The organism is Pedobacter sp. D749 (assembly GCF_019317285.1).
GTDB lineage: Bacteria > Bacteroidota > Bacteroidia > Sphingobacteriales > Sphingobacteriaceae > Pedobacter.
This window is the reverse complement of the sequence record NZ_CP079218.1, coordinates 745,327-769,737: the sequence shown is the minus strand read 5'-3', so window position 1 is coordinate 769,737 and position 24,411 is coordinate 745,327. Positions and strand designations below refer to the sequence as shown.

The following is a 24,411-nucleotide window of genomic DNA, read 5'->3' as shown; positions in this document are numbered from 1 at the left end:
TTATTTTCGGAGATTTCAGCCCTCCCTTCAAACATGAAGAAGGAGGTTTCTGATTTTGTTGCTCAGTTGAAAGAAAAAGCGAAAAATAGAAATATAATTTCTGACAACAAAGTTGAAGAGCCTGCTGTAAAATATGGCACAAAATTTTCAGATCTTTTATTAAATGGCCCGGTATTTTCTGAAACACAAATTCAAAAAATCGATGAAGCAAGAAAATCAATCAATGAATGGCGGACCAAATAATAATGGTTGATACTTCTATTTTGATTGATTATTTCAGAAAAAAGGATAAATCAAAAACCAGATTATTTGATTTATCTCAAAAATCAGAAAACCTGTGCATATCCAGTATAACTGAATTTGAAATTTATACAGGTGCAAAAGGTGAGCAGGCAGATTTCTGGAAAGCCATGCTGTCTGGTTTTATTGTATTTCCATTCGATAGTGATGCAGCTTTGATGGCAGTAGAAGTTCAAAATAAACTAAAAAGGCATCGCAAGAGTATCGATAAAGCTGACTTGTTCATTGCAGCGACAGCTATTGCCCACGATTTATATTTCGATACACTTAATTACAAACATTTCGAGAATATTGAGGATTTGAAGCTATTTAAACAATGATTACGGCATATGAGTCATACTCTATTTAAGATTTCATATTTAGTCCACTAACAACACTTTTTTAAATTATGGTTTCCTGGAAATTGAGAAAAGATGGTTTCGAAAGAAAAGCAAACCAGCAACAATTGTTAAGACCGATATTTATATTTGTTATCCTGATGATAGTCGTTATTTTTAGCTGGTAATATAAAATGCGAAAAAATAAATCTATCTATTCAAAATTCATTGCAGTTTTAATAATTGCTTTGCTGATCTACCTTTTTGGCTTCTTCCCTACCCTTGTCCAAAAATATTATTCAACAGCTTTTTATCCTTACATTTCTTCAGCATTAAGGTTTATTTCTGCTCTGTTTCCTTTTGCTATTGGAGATATGATATATGTTTTACTTATTGGCTTTGTAATTTATAAAATCGTAAGGTTTTACAAAAGACGTAAATCACTAAAAAAACAGGATAGAATTGTTGTCCCCTTACAAATTTTAATTTTTTTCTTAATTCTCTATATCATTTTCAAAATCGTATGGGGTTTAAATTATAGCCGACCAAGTATTAGCGAGGAGTTAGGAATTGGCAACGAAAAATATAATGTTAAAGAATTAGTTGTTCTGTGCAATTATTTCGTTGATAAAACCAATGCCTTAAAATTGAGGCAAAATAAAGTGCCCGCTTACACGATTAATGAGCTCGAATCAAAATCTGCCGCTGCTTACTCATTTATGGAGAAAAAAAACTCAGTATTCAGATATTCCAATCCTTGCTTAAAATGGGTTTTAAATTCATGGATCATCAGTAAAATCGGCATCGAGGGTTATTATGCACCGCTTTCTGGCGAAGCTAATATGAATATGAATTTGCCAGATTTCGTTAAACCCTATGTAAGCTGCCACGAAATTGGGCACCAATTAGGCATTGCTTACGAAGATGAAGCTAATCTTTTGGGATACCTGACCGCAAGAAACAGTCCTGATGTGAATTACCAATATTCTGCCAATTATGAAATGTTGCGGTATATCTTATTCGAAATCCGGATGAAATCACCAGAGGACTATAAATTACTTTATTTAAAACTTTCACCTCGGGTTTTAGCTGATTTTAAAATTGAAAAAGAATTCTGGAGAAAATACAATGGTGATATGTTCGGTTATATGGATGCCGCTTTCGATCGTTTCTTAAAACTGAACAACCAGAAAAAAGGTATCGATAGCTATCAGGATATCGTTATTTGGCTGTGGAATATTCATAAGTCGGAAATTCAGGGATCTGAAAGTCAGAAGATCAAGCGATAAATACCTCCATCATCCATTTCCCATAAAACATCTTACATCATTTACCCGTGTATCGCTTCTTTAGTTCCGAAACTTTGAATCAATTCGCCTTCAAAATCCAGCCATTCTTTCCAGCGTTTATCTACATCTACATCCGTACTGTATTTACGGGCAAAGTTTAAAAATGTCGTGTAATGTCCTGCTTCTGAAACCATCAGTTCGTGATAAAACTTAGCCAGTTCAGCATCTTTAATATTTAACGAAAGTACCCTGAACCGTTCACAACTTCTGGCTTCAATCATTGCAGCAAACAATAACCTGTCAATAAAAGCCATATTCCGGCTTCCGTCTTTTTTACTGAATTTCACCAAACGACCAACATAATCATCTTTCCGTTCGCGGCTTAAGGTGTAACCTCGTTTTTTTATAATTTCAATAACCATCTGGAAATGCTGCATCTCTTCAATGGCAATGGCGGTTAGTTCATCTACCAGATCCTGATGTTCAGAATTTTGAGTGATCAAGGTAATGGCATTGGTAGCCGCTTTTTGTTCGCACCAGGCATGGTCAGATAAAATTTCTTCTAAATTCGATTCCGCAATATTTGCCCAACGTGGGTCTGTCAACAATTTTAATCCTAACATGTGGTGGTGTAATTGAGTTGCAAAATTAAGAATATTTAAGATACGTTTATATATCCCGCAGATTTAGTAGATAATCGCAGATCTAGATTTTAATCTGCAAAAATCACATTTATATGCGGGAGCAAAAAAAAAGAGCTTATTTTGTAGAAAATGAGTAGAAGCGTAAAAAAATTATTGATTATTGGATTAGTCTGGCCCGAACCCACTTCTTCGGCAGCGGGAACACGGATGATTCAACTGGTCGATTTATTTTTGAACAAAGATTACGAAATCACTTTTGCCTCTGCAGCATCAAAAAGCGATTTCAGTTATGATTTCACACAAACTCCTGTTATTGAGCAGCAAATAAAGCTGAATGATGAAAGCTTTAATTCATTTTTAAAAACACTAAACCCTGAAATTGTCATGTTCGACCGTTTTATGGTAGAGGAACAATATGGTTGGCGGGTTCAGCAGGAATGCCCTGATGCATTGAGGATTTTAGATACAGAAGATTTACATTGCCTTAGAAGTGCGCGCCAGCAAAGCGATAAAAAAAAACAAGTTTTAGATTTCTTTTCTGACACTGCTAAAAGAGAAATTGCTTCAATTTTAAGATGCGATTTATCTTTAATCATTTCGGAAGTGGAGATGGATATCCTGAAAAATCAATTCAAAATTGATCCTTCACTGATTTATTATTTACCATTTCTGGAAGAAGAAATCAATCAGCAGGTGATCGAAAAATGGAATTCCTTTGAAGATCGGGCAGATTTTGTTTTCATTGGCAATTTCCTTCATGAGCCCAATTGGAATACCGTTCAGGTTTTAAAAACCAAAGTCTGGCCAATACTCAGAAAAAGGCTTCCAGGTGCAAATTTGAATATATTTGGATCTTATGCCTCGCAAAAAGTGCTGCAACTAGATAATAAAGGCGAAAAGTTCTTAATTAAAGGAAGAGCTTTAGATGCTAGGGAAACTATTGCCAAACACAGAATATTACTTGCCCCTATTCAATTCGGTGCGGGTGTAAAAGGTAAGTTTATCGATGCCATGCAGGTTGGCACGCCGTCGGTAACTACATCTGTTGGCGCAGAAGCCATGAAAGGTGATTTAGATTGGAATGGTAGCACTGAAGATGATCTGGAACTTTTTATCGAGGAAGCTGTAAAACTTTATCAGGATAAAAATGCCTGGCAAGTTGCACAGCAGAACGGTGTACAAATCATTAACCAAAGATATTCAGCAAAATATTTTGCTGATCAGTTCATTAAAGAAATCGAAAGATTAGCTTCAGATCTAACTACACACCGACAAAATAACTTTTTCGGACAGATATTAAATCATCACACGGTACTGAGTACAAAATACATGAGCTTGTGGATTGAAGAAAAAAACAAGAAATAGTCTATTTGGATATCTTATATCTTACCGACCACTCATCTTCCCAACCCACAAAAGCCTCCAATTATTTTATTTTCCTTTTGTAACATTTCAGAAATATATTAGATTTGCGCATTATTTAAAATAAGTCTAAATAAAAACCAAACAAATTTCAATGTCTAATCTTTATAAGAAACTGTTATTTCTAATTGTTTTTACGGGTATTTATGCCCTTGCCTCAGCCCAGGAAGTGGTGACCATAAATGGTAAAGTAACCGATGAATCCGGTGAAGTAATCCCTGGAGTTAATGTATATGCTGATCATGGAAATGAAAAAACAATCACCGATCAAAAAGGAAATTTTAATTTATCTGTGAGCAAAACCACATCGACAATTAAATTCAGCTATGTTGGTTACATCACTACCAGCAGAAATATTAATCTGAATCGTGATAAAATCACTTTTAATGTGAGCTTATCTCCAACAAAATCAGATTTACAACAGGTTGAAATAACCGGCAGGAAAGAGAAAACCTATAAAAATACCGCCACATTTATTGGAAGTAAATCAGAAATTTTATTAAAAGATTTACCACAATCGGTTTCTTATGCAAGTAAAGAACTAATTGCAGATCAGGGTGCTGTACGGGTTGGTGAAGTGGTTAAAAACTTCAGCGGCGTAAATCAGTTCACATTTTATGATGACATCACTATTCGTGGTTTCAGAATTAATGGCGGCAGCAATACCCAGTTAATCAACGGCATGCGTACCAGCACTGGTTTCTGGAAACAGCCCCTGGCCAATTACCTGGAGCGTGTTGAAGTATTAAAAGGCCCGTCATCAGCACTTTATGGCAATGCGAGTCCGGGTGGTGTGATCAACCGTGTAACCAAAAAACCTTTGGCAGAAACCCGTAAATCATTGAGCCTTTCTATGGGAAGTTACAATACTTTCCGTGCGCTTGCCGATGTTACCGGACCTGCAAATAAAGATAGTACGTTACTATACCGCTTAAACTTTGGTTATGAGGATGCAAATTCATTCCGCGATTTACAATTTGATAAAAATGTGGTTATTGCACCATCACTCACGTTTTTACCTTCGAAAAACACCAGTTTAAACTTCGACCTGGTTTACAATGATTCAAAAAGCCGTTTAGATCGTGGACAATCCGTTTTTGGGAATGGAAACCTGTATTCTACGCCACAATCAACTTCACTAAATACAGGGAACGATCGGCTGAATGAGAAAACTTATAATGTTGCACTTTCCTTAAATCACCGTTTTAGTGAGAACCTGAATTTTACAGCTTCTTACATGAAGACAGGATACAGCGAAGATTTGTATGAGCACAGAAGTGCCAATGACTATGTTTACAATGCATCAGGAGTTGCCAATACCAATTTAGTTGCCATGCAGATTTTTAACCGAATCCGTAAAAGATATATTGATAACTTCTCTGGATTTATTAACTACAAGCTTAAAACTGGTAAAATAGAACAAACTATTGTTGCCGGATATGATTTCGCCAGCGAGAAACTACCTGTTGGCGCCTCACAATTAACCGCATTATCTTATAGAAATGCGGCTAATACGGGTTCTTTAAATTTCGTGAAAGCTGATTATGATAAGGATCCTACCAATTATATCAAGCGCTTCCTTGTGGTAAATAATTTGCTGGTACCGAATGTACCATCTTTCAACCTGAATGATGTAATGGGGTCACAACGCATGCAGGATGACAGCAAAAACTTTTTTACCCAGGCGGCTTATGATCCAACATACTATTTTCTGCATGCCGGTTACGTACAGGACAATATCAAATTTGGTAAATTACAGGCCTTGATTGGACTACGCTACGAGTATTATACCGATTTCGCCAATTACCTTAAACCGACTGAAGCAAAAGCACATTCTAAAGCATTATTACCAAGATTTGGTTTAGTTTATTCAGCCACACAAAACATTAACCTTTACGGAACTTATGTAATGGGTTACACGCCACAAACCGCTTCGGCCATTTCCAACCCAAATGCCGGTGGACCATTTGATCCTTTAAAAAGCAATATGATTGAATTTGGTGCTAAAACCAGTTGGCTGGATGATCACTTAACAGCCTCTGCAGCCATTTACCAGATTAAACAAACCAATGTGCTTTATCCTGCAAATGTTGAAGGCCAACCAGATCTTTTACGTGCTGTAGGAGAAGAACGTTCAAGAGGGATTGAATTCGATATTATTGGTCGCATTATTCCTCAATTGAGTATACTGGCGTCTTATTCTTATAATCAGGCAATGATTACGGATAGTCCTATTGCATCAGAAGTTGGTATACAGAAACCAAATGCGCCTCATCATACCGCCAATATTTGGGCAAAATATAACTTCAATGATGGTATTTTGAAAGGACTAGGCATTGGCGCTGGTTCAAATTATGTAGATTCCAGAATTTTATCTTTGAATTTTAATCAAACGATTCCAAGCTATACTTTATTCAATGCGGCACTTTATTATAATGTTGGTAAGGTACAAGTACAGTTTAACATGAATAATATTACGAATAAAGTGCACTGGGTTGGCGGATACGATTACTTAAGACTTTTCCCGGGAACGCCATCAAATTATTTATTTACGTTAGGTTATACTTTCAATTAAAATTTTGAAAAAATTTAAAAAAATAGCTGCTTTTATACACCTGTGGCTTGGCCTGATCAGTGGTGTTATCATTACTATTGTAGCCTTTACGGGCTGCATATATGTTTTTGAAGAGGAGTTGTTTAATTTTTTCCATCAGGATATTGTTTATACAAAGGCAGCGGGTAAACCATTGCCTTTGTATATTTTAGAAGAAAAGGCACAGAAGGCACTTCCAGTTGACGAAAAATTTAATCGTGTAGAAGTAAAATCAGATCAATACGCCTACGTATTTTCAGCTTCTAAAGCCAATAAAAAGGCTAAATCATTTTTTTATCTTGGTCAGGTAGCATATAATAAAGATGTGTATATCGATCAGTTTAGCGGAAAGGTTCTCGGGGTTATTGATATTAAACATGAATTTTTTAGCGTAGTCAGACTGATTCATCAATATTTGCTATTTAAGAAGCCTATTGGAAGTTTTATCGTAGGCTCTTCTGTCCTCCTGTTTTTGATTATTATTTTTACAGGCTTTATCATCTGGCTTCCTAAAAAGCTAAAAAACATCAGACAACGCTTAACAGTAAAGTGGAATGCAAGGTTTAAACGACTTAACTGGGATTTGCACAGTACGTTTGGTTTTTATGTGATTCCATTTGCATTGGTAATCGTTATCACTGGCCTGGTTTGGTCATTTAAATGGTGGGAACTGGGCGTTTATAAATCATTGGGCACAGCTAAAAAGCCGGTTTTGTTAAGAGAATATGTACAATCTCCGGCTGAACATAAAACCAGGTTAGCTAGTAACCTGGCCTTAAATACACTAATCAGATTAAATAAAGGGAATTACACAGCGATCCTGCTAAATTATCCAGAAGAAGAAAAAGCAAGTATGATGGCTACCGTTCAGATCATTCATTCAGGAGATGCCTGGCGGGGATTAAGTTATTTCTACTTCAATCCAAATACGGGTTTGCTTACGGATCAAATGTTACATCAGAATAAGCCATTGGGTTTAAAATGGCGCAATTCAAACCTTGATATCCATGATGGTGGCTTATTTGGCTGGCCTACTAAGATACTCGCATTTATGGCTGCGTTAATTATTGCAACCTTGCCCACTACCGGATTTTTGATCTGGTGGGGAAAAAGAAAAAAAAGAGGCTTTTGAACTGATCAAAAGCCTCTTTAGCATTTATGTTCAGTTCCTTTTAAAAATTAAAAGCCAATTTGGTAAAGAGTTTCCGACCATTAAAGCCCATCTGAACCGCATCCCATGCACCACCTGTTTCACCATCGTAGGCAGAAAGTTTTGCGCCTTGTACGTAACCATAATCAGGGTGAATATTAAATACGTTATCTGCACCAAAAAACACTGTCACTTTTTTCGAGATTTTGTAAGAAGCATAAACATCAGTAACCATTTTGCCTGAATAATTAAACTGTTCTAAAACCGTTTTGCTTGGATCATTATCCAGTTCAACCAATGGTGGATAAGTGTTTGCATAACCATACCCTAAAATCGAAATTTTGCCATAGTATAGAAAATGCGTTCCAACCATCCAATTACCAAACCCATAATCTAAGTTTAAGCCCAGTTTTACAGGGGGAGCAGATGCTTTAATATATGCTTGCTCCCTGTCACTAAAAAATGCCTGCTGATTTTCATAAGAACCACTTAAAGCATTCGGAATGTTAATTTTATCAATATTTAAATGATTTAAGTTTCCGGTAAATAAGACCTTAATACTTTTATTGTCAAAGCGCTTAGTATAATCTACAACTAAATCCAAACCATAATTTGTGGTGTTAACTGCATTTGCAAAAAACTGCGCCTGTGCAACATTTAACTGATTCAAAATTGGTTTTAAAGCGGGAATACTTTCGTCAAATTGACCAGATAGTACCACCCTGTCTTTAATATTAATGCGATAGCCATCCAGGGTTACCGTAATTTCAGAAACTGGTTTCCACGAAAAGCCTAAACTTGCATTAACAGATTTTTCTTGTTTCAGGTCAGGAATTCCGGCTGCTTTTGTAATTGGACTGTAGTTCGGTGCGATTTTAACTTCGAAAACCTTGCCTCCCTGCACGTTTGTAAACGTATTGCTAAAATTAATTTGTTGTAGTGAAGGTGCACGAAAACCTGTACTTATCGATCCACGAACATTAAAATTGTTTGTTAATTTATAACGGGTCGCAAATTTGTAATTACTGGTGAAGCCAAAATCATTGTAATTTTCTGCCCTAACAGCAACACCTATAAGCCACTTATCGGTAGCATCCAATTCTGCATCAACATAAGCAGCAACATTAGATCTGCCTGCATTAACCTCGTCGCCTGGCTGATAACCCGGAAAACCTTGAGAACCTGTAGCTTTATCTGGGTTATAGTTAGAATATGAATCTTTTTCTCCTGCGTAAATTTTATAGTTTTCATATCTATGCTCTAAGCCAAAAGCCAAATTCAAACCGGATGCAACAGTTGGAATTGCCTTACTCAAATTAAAGTTGACTGTATTTTGCAAAAATGAAAAACCCCCATCATCAAAATGAGTTTTACCAGCACCAAGAGAAGCATTAAATGTTTGATCGCCATAAAAATGGAAATTGTTACGTCCCAGCGTATTGCTTAAATCCCAGTTCCAGTCCTTACCCCAGATACCTTTTACACCTGCTGCAAAGGATAAATCCTGGATTTTTGTCTGGATGATCGGATCAAAATAAGTTTCTCCATCTATTGTGGTTTGTAAAATAGGATTTCCGGCAACTCCGTCAGGAAAACGTTCAGGCCGCCCTGATAAATTTCTGGTATATGCATAAGCATCAGAGGCTTTCATATTGCCACCTCCAAAAGAGTAAATGACTGTTTTTGTATTTGCAATTGGCAGCTCCATATTATACATTAAACCGCCAGAGGTTACTGATCCATCTCCTGTAGATCTCCTCACAGTATTAATAGGCAAGCCGTCTTTGGTACTTAAATCTGTATTCAGGTTTTGCCTAAATGTTTTTCCATTAGCAAAAAAGTTCCCGGAAAAATTGATAAAACCATTGTTTTTGCCTAGTGCAACACCATAATTGGCTCCTAACGAAAACGCATTCCCATCAATTGCGCCACTGTGGCGATACTGCCCAAGTTCTTTAGCATAATGGGTGTTGTTTCTTGGATCATAATAACCTGAATACCCGGCATTAACACTTAATACACCAACATCCTCTTTCAATATTAAGTTAATTACCCCTGCAATTGCATCCGATCCATATTGTGCCGATGCACCATCGCGTAAAATCTCAACACGGTCTATCGAAGATTCCGGAATTGCATTTAAATCTGTTCCTGAATTCCCTCTTCCCCTGGTTCCGAATACTGCAACAAAGGCTGTTTGGTGACGACGTTTGCCATTTACCAAAACCAATGTCTGATCTGGCCCCAAACCTCTGAGCGTAGCCAAATCTATTTGATCTGCACCATCAGATCCGCTTTGTTTGTTAAAATTAAAAGACGGTGAAGCAGCATTTAAAATTGAAGTTAAATCCATTTTTGCAGTAGGCATGTTCACCTGATTAATTTTAATCACATCAACGGGAACAGGCGTAAGAATAGAAGAGCGGCCTTTACCACGGGTTCCGACCACCACAAAATCGCCAAGATTTTGTGAACTTTCAGATAAAATAATTGTTAAAGGTCCGGCTGTTGTTACTACTTCTCTGGTTTCATATCCAATAGCACTTACAACTAAGGTTCCTTTATCAGAAACTGAAATCTGAAAATCTCCATTCTGATCGGTAACAGTACCCTTTCCTGTACCTTTCTCCTTAACAGAAGCGGCCATAATTCCTTCTCCTTTCAATGTTGTGACCTTACCTTTTATAATATTTTGCGCAAAAGAGGTTATTGGGAGTAAATAAAGCCCAAGCAATAGATAAAATAGATGTTTTTTCATATTAATTTAGATAAATGTACAGGCAATATAAATATTGTAGCGATAATTTTCATATAAAAACACCTTAAAACACAAAATACATGTTAAAACTCAAAGAAAAACAACGTAAAACGAGCAAACAAGCAGATCCGATAGGAAAAAATTAAACATTTTATTATAAATAATAAATTTCAAAAATATCACATCGCTATTATTTTGTTTTTAGAAATAAACTATATACTATTTTTAATCATAATTCTTGAGGCTTATATTTTCTTGCTAACAAATGAATGACATAACCTTTATTTAAAAAGCATATTTTTGCTCCTATGGCAAAAATATCAATTAACCTTGCTACAGGTTCGTTTCAGAAGGAAGAAATTATAGTTGGAATAGATTTAGGCACAACCAATAGTTTGGTGGCGTTTATTAATCCAGATAAAAATCCGCAGGTAATTAACGACGCTGGCAAAGGGATATTGGTACCATCAGTGGTCTATTTTAATGGCCAAAATGAAGCGATTGTAGGTAACGAGGCGAAAGAATACTTAACTACTGATCCTTCCAACACGATTTTTTCGGTTAAAAGACTTCTTGGCCGATCTTATAAAGATGTAGCCGAACACGCCGCTATTTTTTCTTACAAAATTATCGATGACGATACCGATGCTTTGGTAAAAATCCAGGCTGGTAACCGTTTTTATACACCTATAGAATTATCTGCAGAAATTTTAAAAGAACTTAAGGCAAGAGCAGAACATGCCTTAAAAACACCAGTTAACAGGGCTGTAATCACTGTTCCGGCTTACTTTAACGACAGTCAGCGCCAGGCCACCCGTGATGCAGGAAAATTAGCGGGTTTAGATGTGATGCGCATTGTGAACGAACCTACCGCAGCAAGTTTAGCTTATGGAATCGGCTTAGATCCTTCGCAACAAAAAACGATTGCAGTTTACGACTTAGGGGGAGGAACATTTGATGTATCTATTCTACAGATTCAAAATGGAATTTTTGAGGTTTTGGCCACAAACGGAAATACGTATTTAGGTGGTGATGATTTCGATAGGGCCATTTTAAACTATTGGCTGGAGAAAAACAATCTTGATGTAATGGTGGTTGCTCAGGATAACATTTTAATGCAAACCTTACGTTTACAGGCCGAAGCTGCTAAAAAAGCGTTATCGACCCAAAATTTATATAATGAACAGGTTGGTGAAATCTGGTGCACTTTGGATAAACAAACTTTTGAGCAATTGATTGCCGCAAAAGTGGAAGAAACCATCACAGCCTGTAAAAATGCATTGAAAGATGCTGATTTAACCTCTGCCGATATCGACGAAGTAATTTTGGTAGGAGGTTCTACCCGTACACCATATGTAAAACAGGCCGTAGAGAATTTCTTTGGTAAAAAACCACAAGATAATATCAACCCTGATGAAGTAGTAGCACTTGGTGCAGCCATCCAGGCTGATGTTTTGGCCGGAAACCGTTCTGATATCTTATTGTTGGATGTAACCCCACTTTCTTTGGGCATCGAAACCATGGGTGGTTTAATGGATGTAATTATTGCCCGTAACAGCAAAGTGCCTACTAAAGCCGGTCGCCAATACACCACTTCTATTGATGGACAGGTGAATATGAAGATTTCTGTTTACCAGGGTGAGCGCGATTTAGTTAAGGAAAACAGAAAACTTGCCGCATTCGATTTAAAAGGAATCCCTGCAATGCCCGCCGGCTTGCCAAAGGTTGATATCAACTTTTTACTCAATGCCGATGGCATTTTAACCGTGCAGGCAATTGAGTTACGTTCTGGTGTTAAACAAGAAATCGAAATCACGCCAAGTTATGGTTTGAGCGACGATACGGTAGAAAAAATGTTGATCGACAGCATTACCCACGCCAAAAGCGATGTAGAACAACGGATGCTGATTGAAGCAAGAAGCGAAGGTGAACAATTGGTTTACACGGCTGAAGGTTTTATCAAAAAACATGCAGAACATTTAAGCGAGACCGAAATTGCAGAAACCGTGGCACATATCGAAGCATTAAAAACAGCTTTAGCCTCACAGGAAAAAGATACCATTTTAAAGAAAGCAGATGAATTGAATGAATTTACCCGCCCCTTTGCTGAGCGTGTAATGGATGCTGCGATTTCTACTGCAATGAAAGGTAAGAAGATAGAGTAATTTCTGTTGGCAGTTTTCAGTTGACAGGTTCCGATTTTAACCTAGTTGCGTCATCCTGAATTTGCTTCTATAGATACGTCATCTTGAACTCGTTTCAGAATCTTTCCAGGTTATAAGCTGATATGACCTTATGTTCCTTATACGGTTCAAATCTGTTTAAGATCTTCATTCCGATTTTTTTTGGAAAGCAATACCTATGCTAATCGGCTCCGAAAGCCCCGCTTACCGCTTTACTTCGTTGCACTTCGTGTTCGCTATAATCGGGTTTAACTAAATAGGCCAGTATAAAAAACTCAGGTTGTAGGTTGCTTAAACAATTTCAATCGCCAGTTTCAGGTAGCAATAATACAATCGCATCATCTTGAACTTGTTTGATAGATCCGTCATTCTGAACTTGTTTCAGAATCTTTCCAGGCATAAGCTGATATGATCTTATGTTCCTTATATGGTTCAAATCTGCTTAAGATCTTCATTACGTTTTTTTTTTTGGAAAGCAATACCAATGCTAATCGGCTCCGAAAGCCCCGCTTAACGCTTTACTTCGTTGCACTTCGTGTTCGCTATAATCGGGTTTAATAGCGAGGGCTAACCGAAAAAACACTGGTTGATCTGCCCATAAAATAAACCCAAATCATTATCTTCGGTTAAGGATCACAACAAACATCCTGATACTTTAACCCATGCTTAAAATCTTAATTCGCTTTCTCTTCATTTTCATTGTATATCAAGGTAGTGCCTCTGCGCAATCAGATACAAGCCTAATCAAAACTTATTTAAAAACCCTAACCAAAACACCTCAATTTCGTAACCATACCAATATCGATCAACTCAATTTAACGGCTGATTATATCAAAACAATTTTTGAAAAATCATCAGATAGTGTTTCCGTACAAGAATATGATGTTGATCAAAAAATCTATAAAAATATCATCTGCTCTTTTGGTACAGAAAATAAAAAACGGATTATCGTTGGCGCACACTACGATGTTTGCGGAGATCAGGAAGGTGCGGATGATAATGCCAGCGGTATAGTTGGTTTAATAGAACTTTCCAGGTTGCTTAAAGGTAAAAAACTCAATTACCGCATTGATCTTGTAGCTTATACTTTAGAAGAACCACCCTATTTCAGAACCGAATTTATGGGCAGTTACATTCACGCCAAATCATTAAAAGAATCAAAAGCTGAAGTATTTGGTATGATTTCACTCGAAATGATTGCTTATTTTAAGGATGAAACCAAATCGCAATCCTACCCTCTAGGTATTTTATCAGTAAAGTATGGAAACAAGGGGAATTACATTACACTGGTTAAAAAATTCGGTTCTGGTGAATTTGTAAATCAGTTTTCTAAAAACTTTAAAGCAAGCAAAAGTATCTTAACTAAAACATTTGCCAGCCCAACTTCACTTCCAGGTATCGATTTTTCTGATCATTTAAATTACTGGAAATTTGACTACGATGCCATGATGATTACCGATACCTCCTTTTACCGGAATAAAAATTACCACCAAAAAACCGATACCATGGAAACCCTCGATATATCAAGAATGAGTAAAGTAATTGATGGGGTTTATAATGGACTAATTTCTTTTAACCCATAATAAATTCCAGAATATGGTTAAATCGATCAAAGTTAAAGACAATGGCAACATATTCATTATGATTTATATCTTCTCAATGTTCCCATTATTCTTTGTCGCACCAATATTTATGTTTGATCTAAGTTATGTGCAATCAGCTATAATCTCAATGTCTATATTAACTGTGTTCTTTATTTTCTACTTTAAAAACCTAATCGCGAAGCAGGATGAATACGCAATTATTGCCGATGAAAATGAAATCACATTGTTAAAACTGGGGAATTTTAAGTGGAATGAAATTAAAACAATAAAAGCTATTGATGAGTCATTTGGACGTAGAAGATATTCTTTCATTAGCATTGTCTTACAAAATGGTAGAAAATTTAAAATCGAATCCACAAATTTTGATTACCCCAACCGCGAATTGGAAACAATTCTAAAAACGCTTGGTAAACTCACCGATTCATAAATTTCTTACCATACATCAAAAACCACTTCATCCTTAACCATTAACTTTGTTAAAATTATTTAGCAATATGGAATTAGGTATCGGAATGTTTGGCGATCTGCAGATCAATGCAAAAGGAGAAATTCAACCCGCCCAGCAAAGACTTCAGGAAATTATAGCAGAAATAAAACTAATGGACGAAGTTGGTTTAGATTTTTATGGCATTGGCGAACACCATCGCCCTGATTACGCCGTATCAAGCCCTGAAATTATACTGGCCGCTGCAGCCACAGTAACTAAAAACATTAAATTAAGCAGTGCGGTTTCGGTTTTAAGTTCATCTGATCCCGTTAAACTGTATCAAAACTTTGCAACGATAGATTTAATTTCAAACGGTAGAGCCGAATTAATGGCTGGTCGTGGCAGCTTTATCGAATCGTTTCCCTTGTTTGGTTATAACCTGCAAGATTACGACGAACTTTATGAAGAGAAGTTAGAATTACTCCTTAAAATAAATAAGGAAACTAAAATTAGCTGGAAAGGTAAATTCAGAGCAGAACTGAACAATCAGGAAGTGTTGCCAAGAGCCGTAAATAATAACTTAAAAATATGGGTTGCCGTTGGAGGAACACCAGAATCAGTAGAACGCGCTGGTAGATTAGGCTTACCGGTAATGTTTGCCATTATCGGAGGTCAGCCTATACAGTTTAAACCACTTTTTGATTATTACAAAAAAGTGTACCAGGCCTATGGTCATGATATGAACAAGTTCGAAGTAGGTGTTCATATGCATTCCTTATTTGGCGAAAACAGTAACGAAGTTGCAGATTACTATTACCCGCTGTATTCAGCTCAGATGAACAGGATTGGTAAATCACGCGGTTGGGCACCTTATCAACGTAACCAGTTCGACGCTGGCCGAAGCAATAGCGGAGCCTTAATTATTGGCGATGTAAACGAATCGGTAGATAAAATTTTAGCTATGGAAGAAACTTTTGGCTTAACCCGTTTCTCTGCCCACATGGATGTTGGCGGACCATCTCACGCTGCAATGATGAAATCGATAGAGTTATTCGGAAGCAAAATTGCGCCAAAAGTACGCGAAGCTTTGAATAAGTAATTAGGCGTTGTTGTTTTACAAAAATCTGTAAAAGAATTTTTGCTGTAAAATCAGCAAATTAATTTAATGTGCATAAAATCCAAAAAAACAGCCCCAATCTCATTAAGTTAATAATATAAATTGCAAAAAGATGTTACCCTGAGGGGTAATTTATGGTTTAAAAATCAATATGAATGACAGATTTTTTAGCGAATTATGGGCTGCGAGGAATCGTCATTCCCAACTCGATTGGGAATCTTAATACAAGCGCTTTAAGATTCCCGCCTGCGCGAGAATGACGGCCGTACTGATAGATTCTGTCTATGGTAGCGTAGTCGAAGGGCATTTATTTGCATTTTATCAATCTAAAGAAGTCTTCGACTACGCTCAGACTGACAACCGTGCTGCCTAACTTAATGACATTACCCCAACCCCTCCTTGAAAATAAGGAGGGAGGCTGATTTATCCTGTAAAATTAGCAAAAGGGTTAAACTATAAATCTCAATAATACGAACTGATTTTGCCTCAGCAGTTCTTACTCCTCTCCTGTTTTAGGAAATTTTTTACCGACCTATTGCCAGGCAAAGGCGGTAAAACACCTCATTTATTATATTCCTCCCCTTATAAAATAACATTCTTATATTAGTAAAGTAAAAATACGTAGTACAAAATATAGAATGGATAATTCCGAGAAATTAAACTTGCTATTAATTAAGCTGGAAAACTTATTGCTCAGGCAACAAGGCTTTGAAGCCGAAATTCAAGCCTTAAGAAACGAGGTGAGGGCGCTGCAAACGCCAGGATCAGTGCCTATGCCTTCAACAATAACTCATGAGCCTATAATTACACCACCAGCAAGAAATACACCACCTAACTTTGCCACGCAACGTTCTGCTGCACCACAACCTTCCCCTGCGCCTATCTCGCCTGCGGCAAACCAAAAGCAACCTAATTTCGCTGATAGATTTAAGCGCGAAAACATGGTTAAATCTGATTTCGAGAAGTTTATAGGAGAAAACCTAATCAGCAAAATTGGTATCCTGATTTTAATTATCGGTGTAGCAATCGGGGCCAAATATGCCATTGATCACGATATGATTAGTCCACTTACAAGAATTGTTTTGGGTTACTCTGTTGGCGTAGGTTTAATGGCTTTTGCCATTAAGCTTAAAGCTAAATATGAAAATTTTTCAGCCGTGTTGGTTAGCGGTGCGATTGCGATTATGTATTTTATTACCTATGCAGCTTACGATTTCTATTCCTTAATTCCGCAGGCACTGGCCTTTGCTTTAATGGTTGTATTTACCTCATTTACTGTTGTTGCAGCAATTAAATATAACAAACAGGTTATCGCCCATATTGGTTTGGTTGGCGCTTATGCTGTTCCATTTTTATTGAGCGATGGCTCTGGTAAAGTTGGTATTTTGTTTACCTACATGGCCATTATCAATATTGGGATTCTGGTACTCAGTTTCAAAAAATACTGGAAACCCCTGTTCTATGCATCTTTTGGCTTAACATGGATCATCTTTTGTGCCTGGCGCTTAGATTTAAGCAGTACAAACAATTATTTTAGCCTCGCAATATTATTTTCAACGCTATTTTTCCTCACTTTTTACATTACCAACCTAGCCTACAAAGTAAGCAAAAAAGAGGTTTTTGGCTTTAGCGATGTAATCATCTTACTTTTAAATTCATTCGTATATTACGGAATAGGCTATTTAATATTATCAAATAACAAAAACAGCGCTGAATTGCTGGGCTTGTTTACATTGGCAAATGCTGTGATCCATTTTTTGGTATGCCTGATTATTTACAAGAAAAACCTTGCTGATAAAAACCTGTTTTATCTTATCCTGGCAATGATGATTACCTTTATTACCATGGCTGTTCCTGTTCAGTTAGATGGCGGTTGGGTTACCATTTTCTGGGTGGTAGAGGCCGCAATGCTGTTCTACTTAGCTCGGGTAAAAAAGATTGTTATTTACGAAAAACTATCATTTCCATTAATATTTCTTGCCTTTTTTAGTCTGCTGGAAGATTGGACAACTTATTATGATATCTACAATTGGAATTCAATCACAATCACACCAATCCTTAATGTAGGTTTTTTAACCGCATGCATATTTATTGCCTGTTTTTTCTGGATGTTCAGTATTAGCAAAAAAGAAAGTGACGAGCCTGTACAATGGATCTGGATGAGACAGATACTTAGTTATTCCATTCCCGCTATTCTGGTTTTTGTGATCTACATTACCTTTAGGATCGAGATCTCTAAATACTTTAACAACCTATTCGAATTGAGCAAGATTGACCTCAATCCAAAATCAAAGTTTTATGACTCAAGCAGTGAATACAACTATAATTACCTGACTTTAAAAACAGCGTGGATTTATATTTACACCCTGTTTTTTGCCTCAGCATTAAGTTATCTGAACATTAAAAAACTAAAAAACAGCGAACTTGCTGTTGCTAACCTGCTGATTAATCTTCTGGTTATCATAGCGTTTCTAACATTCGGACTTTATAACTTAAGCGAGCTTAGAGATACCTATTTAATTCCTGAAAGTAAATATTTCATTATTGGTTCATTTAATATCGGCATCAGGTATGTAGCAATCGCTTTTTTTGCTTTGCTGATTGTACAATGCTATCAGTTGCAACGTTCAGGGCTATTGAAAAAAGATTTGAAAACGATGTTTGATTACCTGCTTTATCTTTCCCTGTTATGGATCATCAGCAGCGAATTGATCAACATTTTAGAATTATCACATTCAGAAGGAAGTTATAAACTGGGATTGAGCATCCTTTGGGGTATCTTTTCATTATTCTTAATTAGTATGGGCCTGGCTAAAAACAAAAAACACTTACGCATTGGGGCGATGGTTTTATTTGGAATAACCTTGATCAAGCTTTTCTTTTATGACATCTATTCTTTAAGCACAATCTCTAAAACCATAGTTTTTGTGTCGTTAGGGGTATTATTGCTTATCATTTCTTTCCTTTACAATAAATACAAACATTTAATTATAGATGATGCTAAAATTGAAAATTAAACTATTTAGCTTGCTTTTGCTTTGTACCAGTATCGCAAATGCGCAAACCAATACATACAAATTTAAACGGAGTATAACCGGCGTTAATACGGTCTGGCATAAAATGACGCTGCCAGATGATTTATATAAAAAAGCAAATGCAGGTTTCGAAGATTTAAGGATTTTTGGCATTAATGGAAAAGATACCATAGAAGTGCCTTACCTGTTAAAACAGCGTGCAGATAAGGTAACTACAAATGATATTACATTTAAACAGATTAACCAAAGCACCAATACGAATGGTTATTATTATACTTTTCAATCGCCAGGAATAAACTTAATTAACCAGATTAAACTAGCTTTCAAACAAGACAACTTCGATTGGAAAGTGACCCTTGAAGGGAGTAATGATAACAAACAATGGTTTGCCATCTTATCAGACTATCGAATTTTATCCATTAAAAATAACGATACAGATTACCAGTTTACCAAATTGAATTTTCCTGATTCGAAATATCAATATTTTAGGGTTGCGGTAAAAAGTCCCATACAGCCTGAATTATTGGAAGCAAAAATTTCCAAAACAGATACCATAAAGGGAACCTATAAAGAGGTTCGATACAAATCTTTCGATGTTAAAAACGATCTATCCAAAAAGGAAACCGTTGTTGATATAACCCTAGCCACTCCGGTTCCCCTATCCTATTTAAAGTTGAATGCACAAAGCGATTTCGATTTTTACCGTCCGATCAAAATTGAATATGCAACAGACAGTTTTAAAACCGACAAAGGCATTCAGTACAATTATGCGAATCTTTATGAAGGCACAATAAGTTCTTTGGAAGAAACGGCATTCAATTTCGAAAATACCATTGCTTCCAGATTGAAAATTACTATTCAAAATAACGACAATAAGCCGTTACGTTTAAGCGGCTTACAATTAAAAGGAAATATTTATGAAATTATAGCCCGCTTTGATCAGCAAAAAAATGAATATGCGCTATATTATGGCAATGAAAAGGCAACTAGTCCGATTTATGAAATTGAAAAATTCCAAAATAAAATCCCGGTTAATTTAACCAGCGTAAACATTGGAGCGGAACAGCAAAACCCGGCTTACTCCATAAAAATAGAAAAACCATTATTCGAAAATAAAGCCTGGCTTTGGGTACTAATGGTAGTTATTATTGGGCTATTGGGCTGGTTTTCATTTAAAATGTTGAAGAATTAAGATTTACATAGATGAGTTTATTAAAAAAATTATTTGGTTCAAACGCTCCTAAAAGGGAAAAACCAGAAGTACTCATGGAATTGAGAAGTCCGGCTTGTCCGATTACTGCTATTGTGGAGCAGGATAATCAAGTTGCTTATTTTTATTTGTGGGGTGATGAAGATTCCGATTTTGGAGTTAAAGCCTGTTGGATCAGAAATCTGGATGAAGCCCCGATAAATGCAGATTTAAAACAAATGGAAGAAGGGATTCCGCCAATGTTAATCAAAGCATACTGCAGGTTCCCCCAAGGACAAACACCTCTGCATGCAGATGATTTGGAAATTGTCTGGTTTGAGGAAGGTGATGGTGCTGCTTTAATGGAAAAGGGAGAAGTTATTGCCATCATCCCATCCTGGGCTGGCATGAATGGTTTCTCAGGTTATGCCAGAGACTGCGTTGGCGAAGGAGATTATTGCTGGGAACTTAAATCTTCTAATATCTTGTTAGAAAGGGTTAGAAAATCGAAAGAATACTGGCAATTGTGGGATCAGGAAATTAATCCATTTCAAATGATTCAACCTCAATTGCTCCAGCAATATGAAGACAATTTAGGTAAAAGTGATCAATATTTTGCAATAGATGGAAACGAATGGCCGCCCAGAGGATTATTTTTGAAGAAAGGAGAGATTAAAGATGTATTTGTGACCGTTGGACTATCGTTACTACCTATGCCAGTGGCTGAAATGTATAGCGAAGACCCTAATGAGGTAAACAGAATAGAATTGGGCTTGCTCTTAAATGCAGGTTTGTCTCAGGCAGAACTTAACCTTATTGGCAGTTGGATCAGCGGGCAGGCAGGCATTCCATGGAAGAGAATTTCCTGGCTTGGGAACGGCCACACCGTTACTTTTAATATTCTTGAACGCACAAAAATGACATCGGTATTACTGGTGAAACATTTGAATCACTTACCTGATATACAGCTTGAAAATTACCGTGATAGTCAGGTGAATATATTATGGATGGTGCCCGTTACTGAAAAGGAAAGAAATTATATTATAGATCATGGATTTGAGCCCTTCAGTGAAAAGTTAAATAACATCGGATCAGAAATTTTCAATATCGACCGTGATGAAATTAATTTAAGTTAAAATCAGGACAAATAATAAATATTTTTTTTATCTTAGGATATGAAAAGATTAACGATTTTAACCGCGTTAATCATCCCTATATTTCTTTGTACCTCCTGGGGCTTCTTTGCACATCAAAGGATAAATAATCTTGCTGTTTTCACTTTGCCTTCTGACATGATCGGTTTCTATAAAAAGAATATCAAATACATTACCGAACATGCTGTTGACCCGGATAAACGGAGGTATGCTGACACCCTTGAAGCGCCACGACATTACCTGGATGTGGAAAATTATGAGAAAGATATTGATAGCATTCCTAAAAAATGGGATGATGCCCTGGCTAAATATGGATTGAAAAAGCTGAACACCGACGGTATTATTCCCTGGCAAATACAGCGTAGCTATTTTAGTTTGGTTAAAGCCTTTAAAATGCACGATTCAGTAAAAATCTTAAAATATTCTGCAGATCTGGGCCATTATATTGGCGATGCACACGTTCCTTTACACACTACAGCCAACCATAACGGGCAACTCACCAATCAAGTTGGCATCCACGCTTTTTGGGAAAGCCGTTTGCCAGAACTGTTTTCTACAAATTACAATTTTGTTGTAGGACAAGCAGATTATATCGAAAACCCATTGCAAGAAATCTGGAAAGTGCTTAAACATACCCATAGTTTGGTTGATACCGTTCTAAGTTTTGAAGCAGAATTAAATACATCATTTCCTTCCGGGCAAAAGTATAGTTTTTCAGAACGGAACAATACCGTGCTCAAACAATACTCCAGAGAATATTCAAAGGCTTATCACGATAAGATGGACAATATGGTCGAAAAACAGATGCGTGCTGCCATATTAACCACTGGTTCGTTCTGGTATTCTGCCTGGGTAGATGCCGGACAGCCAGTGCTTAAAAACCTGGTTAAAACCGAAATATTGCCAGATGAACAAAAAGAAGAAAAAGAAACCGAAAAGAAATACCAAAATGGCAAACTTATCGGCCGGGAACTTTAGTTACGATTTAGGATCTTCTCCTTCAATAATTTTTTCAACCTTTTTAGGCTCTAATCGGCTTCTAACGGCAGCCCAAATAGCAGGCACAAAAGTAACTACAGCAATAAAAATGATAACAAGTTCGAAGTTATTTTTGATTACCGGAATCTGACCTAACAGGTAACCACCAATTAATAAAGCGAAAATCCAGGTAACACCACCAATAATATTATAATAGGTAAAACGACCAAAAGGCATTTTAGCTATACCAGCAACAAAAGGAGCAATTGTCCGGAAAATCGGCAAGAACCGGCTCAACATAATGGCTTTACCACCATGTTTTTCAAAAAATTCATGCGATTGATGATAATATTTAAGTTTTAAGATTTTGTTTTTTTCTTTAAATACCCCGGCGCCCAAAACGCTTCCCAATTTATAGTTAACTGTATTTCCTAAAATCGCTGCTACAATTAATATCAGGAGCATAATCCAGATATTCAAACCGGTTTCATGTTCACCTGCAATTAATGCACCCATCGCGAAAAGTAACGAATCGCCAGGAAGGAATGGTGTAACCACAAAACCTGTTTCTGCAAAAATGATCAGGAATAAAATAAGGTAGGTCCAGGTACGATATTCATTAACAATTTCGGCTAAATGAACGTCAATGTGTAGAATAAAATCTAAAAGCTGATGTAGTAATTCCAATTTATCTGATTTTGGGCAAAAGTATGAATAGTAAAAGGATTAATGCTTAAAATAGCAAATAATAATTAGTTAGATGAGATGATCCGATTTTTAAGCTCACCTTTTTTGTCACCATCAAACAAGATCAGATAAACTCTTCCATTATTAATGGTAACAGAATCTAAACGTGTTACCACAGGTGGTGGATTTGTTGCTGTAGGACTAGATAGTTTAAATGCATATTTCATGATGTTATTGACTTTTACTTTAAAAGTCTTAGTCTCACCATAACCAAGTAAAGATTCAATTGGTTTAGCGGTGTTTGTACTATCTGTAATCACAACTTTAGATCCAAGTGTGTAACCCAGGTTCAAAAAAGTTAACTTAGCTGAATCAAGATCTGGTTTTACATCATCCTGATATACCTTTAACTTGGCTTGCTTATCAATTGCTTCTTTTAAATAAAAAACAGAATAATTCTGTCCAATTTTAAATTGCTGATTAGCCAAAGAAGTAGCATCTACACCTGTACCTATGTTTTTGCTTGCGATATTAAAAACAGAATCGCCGGGTATAACAACATAACTTGTATTTGTATTATAAGCTACCGAGGTTCCAATCTGTATCCCATTTAAATAAAAATTTTGAGTGGTATCGGTGGAAGCCGCTTGAAAAAAACGGATTTTCGCATCTCCTTTAATGAAATTATCGTTTTTGATACAAGAGCTGATTAAAAAAGCGCATGCAAAAAGAAGGAATATTTTGGAAAACAATACAGTATTTTTCATATAAAATTGCCAATGCTAATAAAACGTAAAGATAGCAGAAAGCATATTAAACTTTGAAATTAATTATCGGTAATGATATGTGCGGTTAATGTTGCAGCGGTAGTACCACTAAACCAGATTGTATAAATTTTACCCCCTACCAAATTTGTATTTTCAATCGTTTTAATGCTACCAGAACCTACCACTGAATATCTTAAATTTAGACCTGTATCTACCGTAAAATAATTCGATGCTTCTTTAAAGGCCAATCCGTTAACAAATTGTGTACCCCCCTGCACCATAACGTTTATTCCTGTAGCAAAACTGGGTGTGAGGTTGATCAGTTTAATTTTCACCTTGGTTGATTCTGTATTACTCAGATTATCTTCATAATTCACAATTTCCAGTTCGCCCTTTTTATTGGTAACCAAAAAGGTAGTATAGGTAATAGATGGCGTAAAGTTTAATGAAGTATCTATACTCGTATCATTTGTTCCGGTGTAAGAAACACTTCTATTGCCTGAAGGTATTTTTACATATTCGCTTGTTTCGCCAAATGCTAAAGCTGAAGTGGTTAGTTTCTCATTATCTAAATAAAAATCCTGATGATCCTCCGCCAGCGAAGCATTAACCATTTTTAACTTGGCCTGGCCATTAACTACTTCTCCCGGATTATTCTTTTTACAGGATGATAGACCTGTACTGCATAAGGCAACGAGCAAAAGCAGTAATTTCGGGAGATGGTTATAGATTTTCATTAGTTTGTGTTAATTGATTGGTTAGCTAAAACAAAAATGGCTCGGTCAAAAACCAAGCCA

19 protein-coding genes are annotated in these 24,411 nt (G+C 36.4%); 14 read left to right on the top strand and 5 right to left on the bottom strand.

From position 1 onward, the window contains the following. The first annotated feature begins 33 nt into the window (after window positions 1-33). From KYH19_RS03160 to KYH19_RS03150, 3 genes are all read left to right on the top strand, one after another. Window positions 34-243, top strand: coding sequence for a hypothetical protein (locus KYH19_RS03160; protein ID WP_207908363.1), 210 nt, complete (start codon window positions 34-36; stop codon window positions 241-243). Further along, window positions 228-620, top strand: a complete 393-nt coding sequence (locus tag KYH19_RS03155) for a type II toxin-antitoxin system VapC family toxin (protein ID WP_219077523.1) — start codon at window positions 228-230, stop codon at window positions 618-620. The genes KYH19_RS03160 and KYH19_RS03155 overlap by 16 nt, the downstream gene beginning before the upstream one ends. 191 nt (window positions 621-811) lie before the next feature. After that, window positions 812-1,906 carry a DUF3810 domain-containing protein gene (locus tag KYH19_RS03150; RefSeq protein ID WP_219077522.1) on the top strand — a complete coding sequence of 365 codons (1,095 nt, stop codon included), beginning with the start codon at window positions 812-814 and terminating at the stop codon, window positions 1,904-1,906. Window positions 1,907-1,947: 41 nt separating this feature from the next. Here KYH19_RS03150 and KYH19_RS03145 read toward each other — a convergent pair whose 3' ends face one another. Next, on the bottom strand, window positions 1,948-2,529 hold the full coding sequence (locus KYH19_RS03145; RefSeq protein ID WP_132394891.1) for a tRNA-(ms[2]io[6]A)-hydroxylase: 582 nt from the start codon (window positions 2,527-2,529) through the stop codon (window positions 1,948-1,950). A 150-nt stretch (window positions 2,530-2,679) separates the two neighbouring features. Here KYH19_RS03145 and KYH19_RS03140 point away from each other — a divergent pair, with 150 nt between their 5' ends. The 3 genes from KYH19_RS03140 to KYH19_RS03130 all read left to right on the top strand — a co-directional run bounded on the left by KYH19_RS03140 (window position 2,680) and on the right by KYH19_RS03130 (window position 7,697). Continuing rightward, on the top strand, window positions 2,680-3,915 hold the full coding sequence (locus KYH19_RS03140; protein ID WP_219077521.1) for a glycosyltransferase: 1,236 nt from the start codon (window positions 2,680-2,682) through the stop codon (window positions 3,913-3,915). Window positions 3,916-4,066: 151 nt separating this feature from the next. Further along, window positions 4,067-6,547: a TonB-dependent receptor gene (locus KYH19_RS03135; RefSeq protein ID WP_219077520.1), complete on the top strand. Its 2,481-nt coding sequence runs from the start codon at window positions 4,067-4,069 to the stop codon at window positions 6,545-6,547. Between the two features lie 4 nt (window positions 6,548-6,551). Continuing rightward, window positions 6,552-7,697 carry a PepSY domain-containing protein gene (locus KYH19_RS03130; protein ID WP_219077519.1) on the top strand — a complete coding sequence of 382 codons (1,146 nt, stop codon included), beginning with the start codon at window positions 6,552-6,554 and terminating at the stop codon, window positions 7,695-7,697. A gap of 40 nt (window positions 7,698-7,737) precedes the next feature. On the opposite strand, the gene KYH19_RS03125 is transcribed toward KYH19_RS03130, so the two are convergent. After that, window positions 7,738-10,473, bottom strand: coding sequence for a TonB-dependent receptor (locus KYH19_RS03125; RefSeq protein ID WP_219077518.1), 2,736 nt, complete (start codon window positions 10,471-10,473; stop codon window positions 7,738-7,740). 308 nt (window positions 10,474-10,781) lie between these two features. Between KYH19_RS03125 and dnaK the strand changes: the two genes are divergently transcribed. The 8 genes from dnaK to KYH19_RS03085 all read left to right on the top strand — a co-directional run bounded on the left by dnaK (window position 10,782) and on the right by KYH19_RS03085 (window position 22,160). Continuing rightward, a complete protein-coding gene (gene dnaK, locus KYH19_RS03120) occupies window positions 10,782-12,638 on the top strand; it encodes a molecular chaperone DnaK (protein ID WP_219077517.1) in 1,857 nt (618 codons plus the stop codon). A gap of 680 nt (window positions 12,639-13,318) precedes the next feature. Continuing rightward, a complete protein-coding gene (locus KYH19_RS03115) occupies window positions 13,319-14,239 on the top strand; it encodes a M28 family peptidase (protein WP_219077516.1) in 921 nt (306 codons plus the stop codon). A 148-nt stretch (window positions 14,240-14,387) separates the two neighbouring features. Beyond that, window positions 14,388-14,687 carry a hypothetical protein gene (locus tag KYH19_RS03110; protein ID WP_219077515.1) on the top strand — a complete coding sequence of 100 codons (300 nt, stop codon included), beginning with the start codon at window positions 14,388-14,390 and terminating at the stop codon, window positions 14,685-14,687. Window positions 14,688-14,754: 67 nt separating this feature from the next. Further along, window positions 14,755-15,786, top strand: a complete 1,032-nt coding sequence (locus tag KYH19_RS03105; protein ID WP_193422628.1) for an Atu2307/SP_0267 family LLM class monooxygenase — start codon at window positions 14,755-14,757, stop codon at window positions 15,784-15,786. A 656-nt stretch (window positions 15,787-16,442) separates the two neighbouring features. Beyond that, a complete protein-coding gene (locus KYH19_RS03100) occupies window positions 16,443-18,821 on the top strand; it encodes a DUF2339 domain-containing protein (RefSeq protein WP_219077514.1) in 2,379 nt (792 codons plus the stop codon). Beyond that, entirely contained in the window at window positions 18,811-20,031 is a 1,221-nt protein-coding gene (locus KYH19_RS03095) for a DUF3999 family protein (protein ID WP_219077513.1), read from the top strand. The genes KYH19_RS03100 and KYH19_RS03095 overlap by 11 nt, the downstream gene beginning before the upstream one ends. A gap of 11 nt (window positions 20,032-20,042) precedes the next feature. Then, window positions 20,043-21,164, top strand: coding sequence for a suppressor of fused domain protein (locus KYH19_RS03090; protein WP_219077512.1), 1,122 nt, complete (start codon window positions 20,043-20,045; stop codon window positions 21,162-21,164). 39 nt (window positions 21,165-21,203) lie between these two features. Next, window positions 21,204-22,160: a zinc dependent phospholipase C family protein gene (locus KYH19_RS03085; RefSeq protein ID WP_219077511.1), complete on the top strand. Its 957-nt coding sequence runs from the start codon at window positions 21,204-21,206 to the stop codon at window positions 22,158-22,160. Here KYH19_RS03085 and KYH19_RS03080 read toward each other — a convergent pair whose 3' ends face one another. The 3 genes from KYH19_RS03080 to KYH19_RS03070 form a co-directional block, all read right to left on the bottom strand. Further along, entirely contained in the window at window positions 22,161-22,847 is a 687-nt protein-coding gene (locus tag KYH19_RS03080; protein ID WP_121282604.1) for a DedA family protein, read from the bottom strand. 65 nt (window positions 22,848-22,912) lie between these two features. Next, window positions 22,913-23,614: a DUF4397 domain-containing protein gene (locus tag KYH19_RS03075; RefSeq protein ID WP_219077510.1), complete on the bottom strand. Its 702-nt coding sequence runs from the start codon at window positions 23,612-23,614 to the stop codon at window positions 22,913-22,915. A 59-nt stretch (window positions 23,615-23,673) separates the two neighbouring features. Beyond that, on the bottom strand, window positions 23,674-24,351 hold the full coding sequence (locus tag KYH19_RS03070) for a DUF4397 domain-containing protein (RefSeq protein ID WP_219077509.1): 678 nt from the start codon (window positions 24,349-24,351) through the stop codon (window positions 23,674-23,676). Between the last annotated feature and the right edge of the window lie 60 nt (window positions 24,352-24,411).

Coding starts and splice junctions, on each gene's coding strand:
- KYH19_RS03105 (WP_193422628.1), top strand. CDS start 14,755: ATGGAATTAGGTATCGGAATGTTTGGCGATCTGCAGATCAATGCAAAA.
- KYH19_RS03070 (WP_219077509.1), bottom strand. CDS start 24,351: ATGAAAATCTATAACCATCTCCCGAAATTACTGCTTTTGCTCGTTGCC.
- KYH19_RS03150 (WP_219077522.1), top strand. CDS start 812: ATGCGAAAAAATAAATCTATCTATTCAAAATTCATTGCAGTTTTAATA.
- dnaK (WP_219077517.1), top strand. CDS start 10,782: ATGGCAAAAATATCAATTAACCTTGCTACAGGTTCGTTTCAGAAGGAA.
- KYH19_RS03110 (WP_219077515.1), top strand. CDS start 14,388: ATGTCTATATTAACTGTGTTCTTTATTTTCTACTTTAAAAACCTAATC.
- KYH19_RS03155 (WP_219077523.1), top strand. CDS start 228: ATGGCGGACCAAATAATAATGGTTGATACTTCTATTTTGATTGATTAT.
- KYH19_RS03115 (WP_219077516.1), top strand. CDS start 13,319: ATGCTTAAAATCTTAATTCGCTTTCTCTTCATTTTCATTGTATATCAA.
- KYH19_RS03140 (WP_219077521.1), top strand. CDS start 2,680: ATGAGTAGAAGCGTAAAAAAATTATTGATTATTGGATTAGTCTGGCCC.
- KYH19_RS03100 (WP_219077514.1), top strand. CDS start 16,443: ATGGATAATTCCGAGAAATTAAACTTGCTATTAATTAAGCTGGAAAAC.
- KYH19_RS03125 (WP_219077518.1), bottom strand. CDS start 10,473: ATGAAAAAACATCTATTTTATCTATTGCTTGGGCTTTATTTACTCCCA.
- KYH19_RS03075 (WP_219077510.1), bottom strand. CDS start 23,614: ATGAAAAATACTGTATTGTTTTCCAAAATATTCCTTCTTTTTGCATGC.
- KYH19_RS03085 (WP_219077511.1), top strand. CDS start 21,204: ATGAAAAGATTAACGATTTTAACCGCGTTAATCATCCCTATATTTCTT.
- KYH19_RS03160 (WP_207908363.1), top strand. CDS start 34: ATGAAGAAGGAGGTTTCTGATTTTGTTGCTCAGTTGAAAGAAAAAGCG.
- KYH19_RS03135 (WP_219077520.1), top strand. CDS start 4,067: ATGTCTAATCTTTATAAGAAACTGTTATTTCTAATTGTTTTTACGGGT.
- KYH19_RS03090 (WP_219077512.1), top strand. CDS start 20,043: ATGAGTTTATTAAAAAAATTATTTGGTTCAAACGCTCCTAAAAGGGAA.
- KYH19_RS03145 (WP_132394891.1), bottom strand. CDS start 2,529: ATGTTAGGATTAAAATTGTTGACAGACCCACGTTGGGCAAATATTGCG.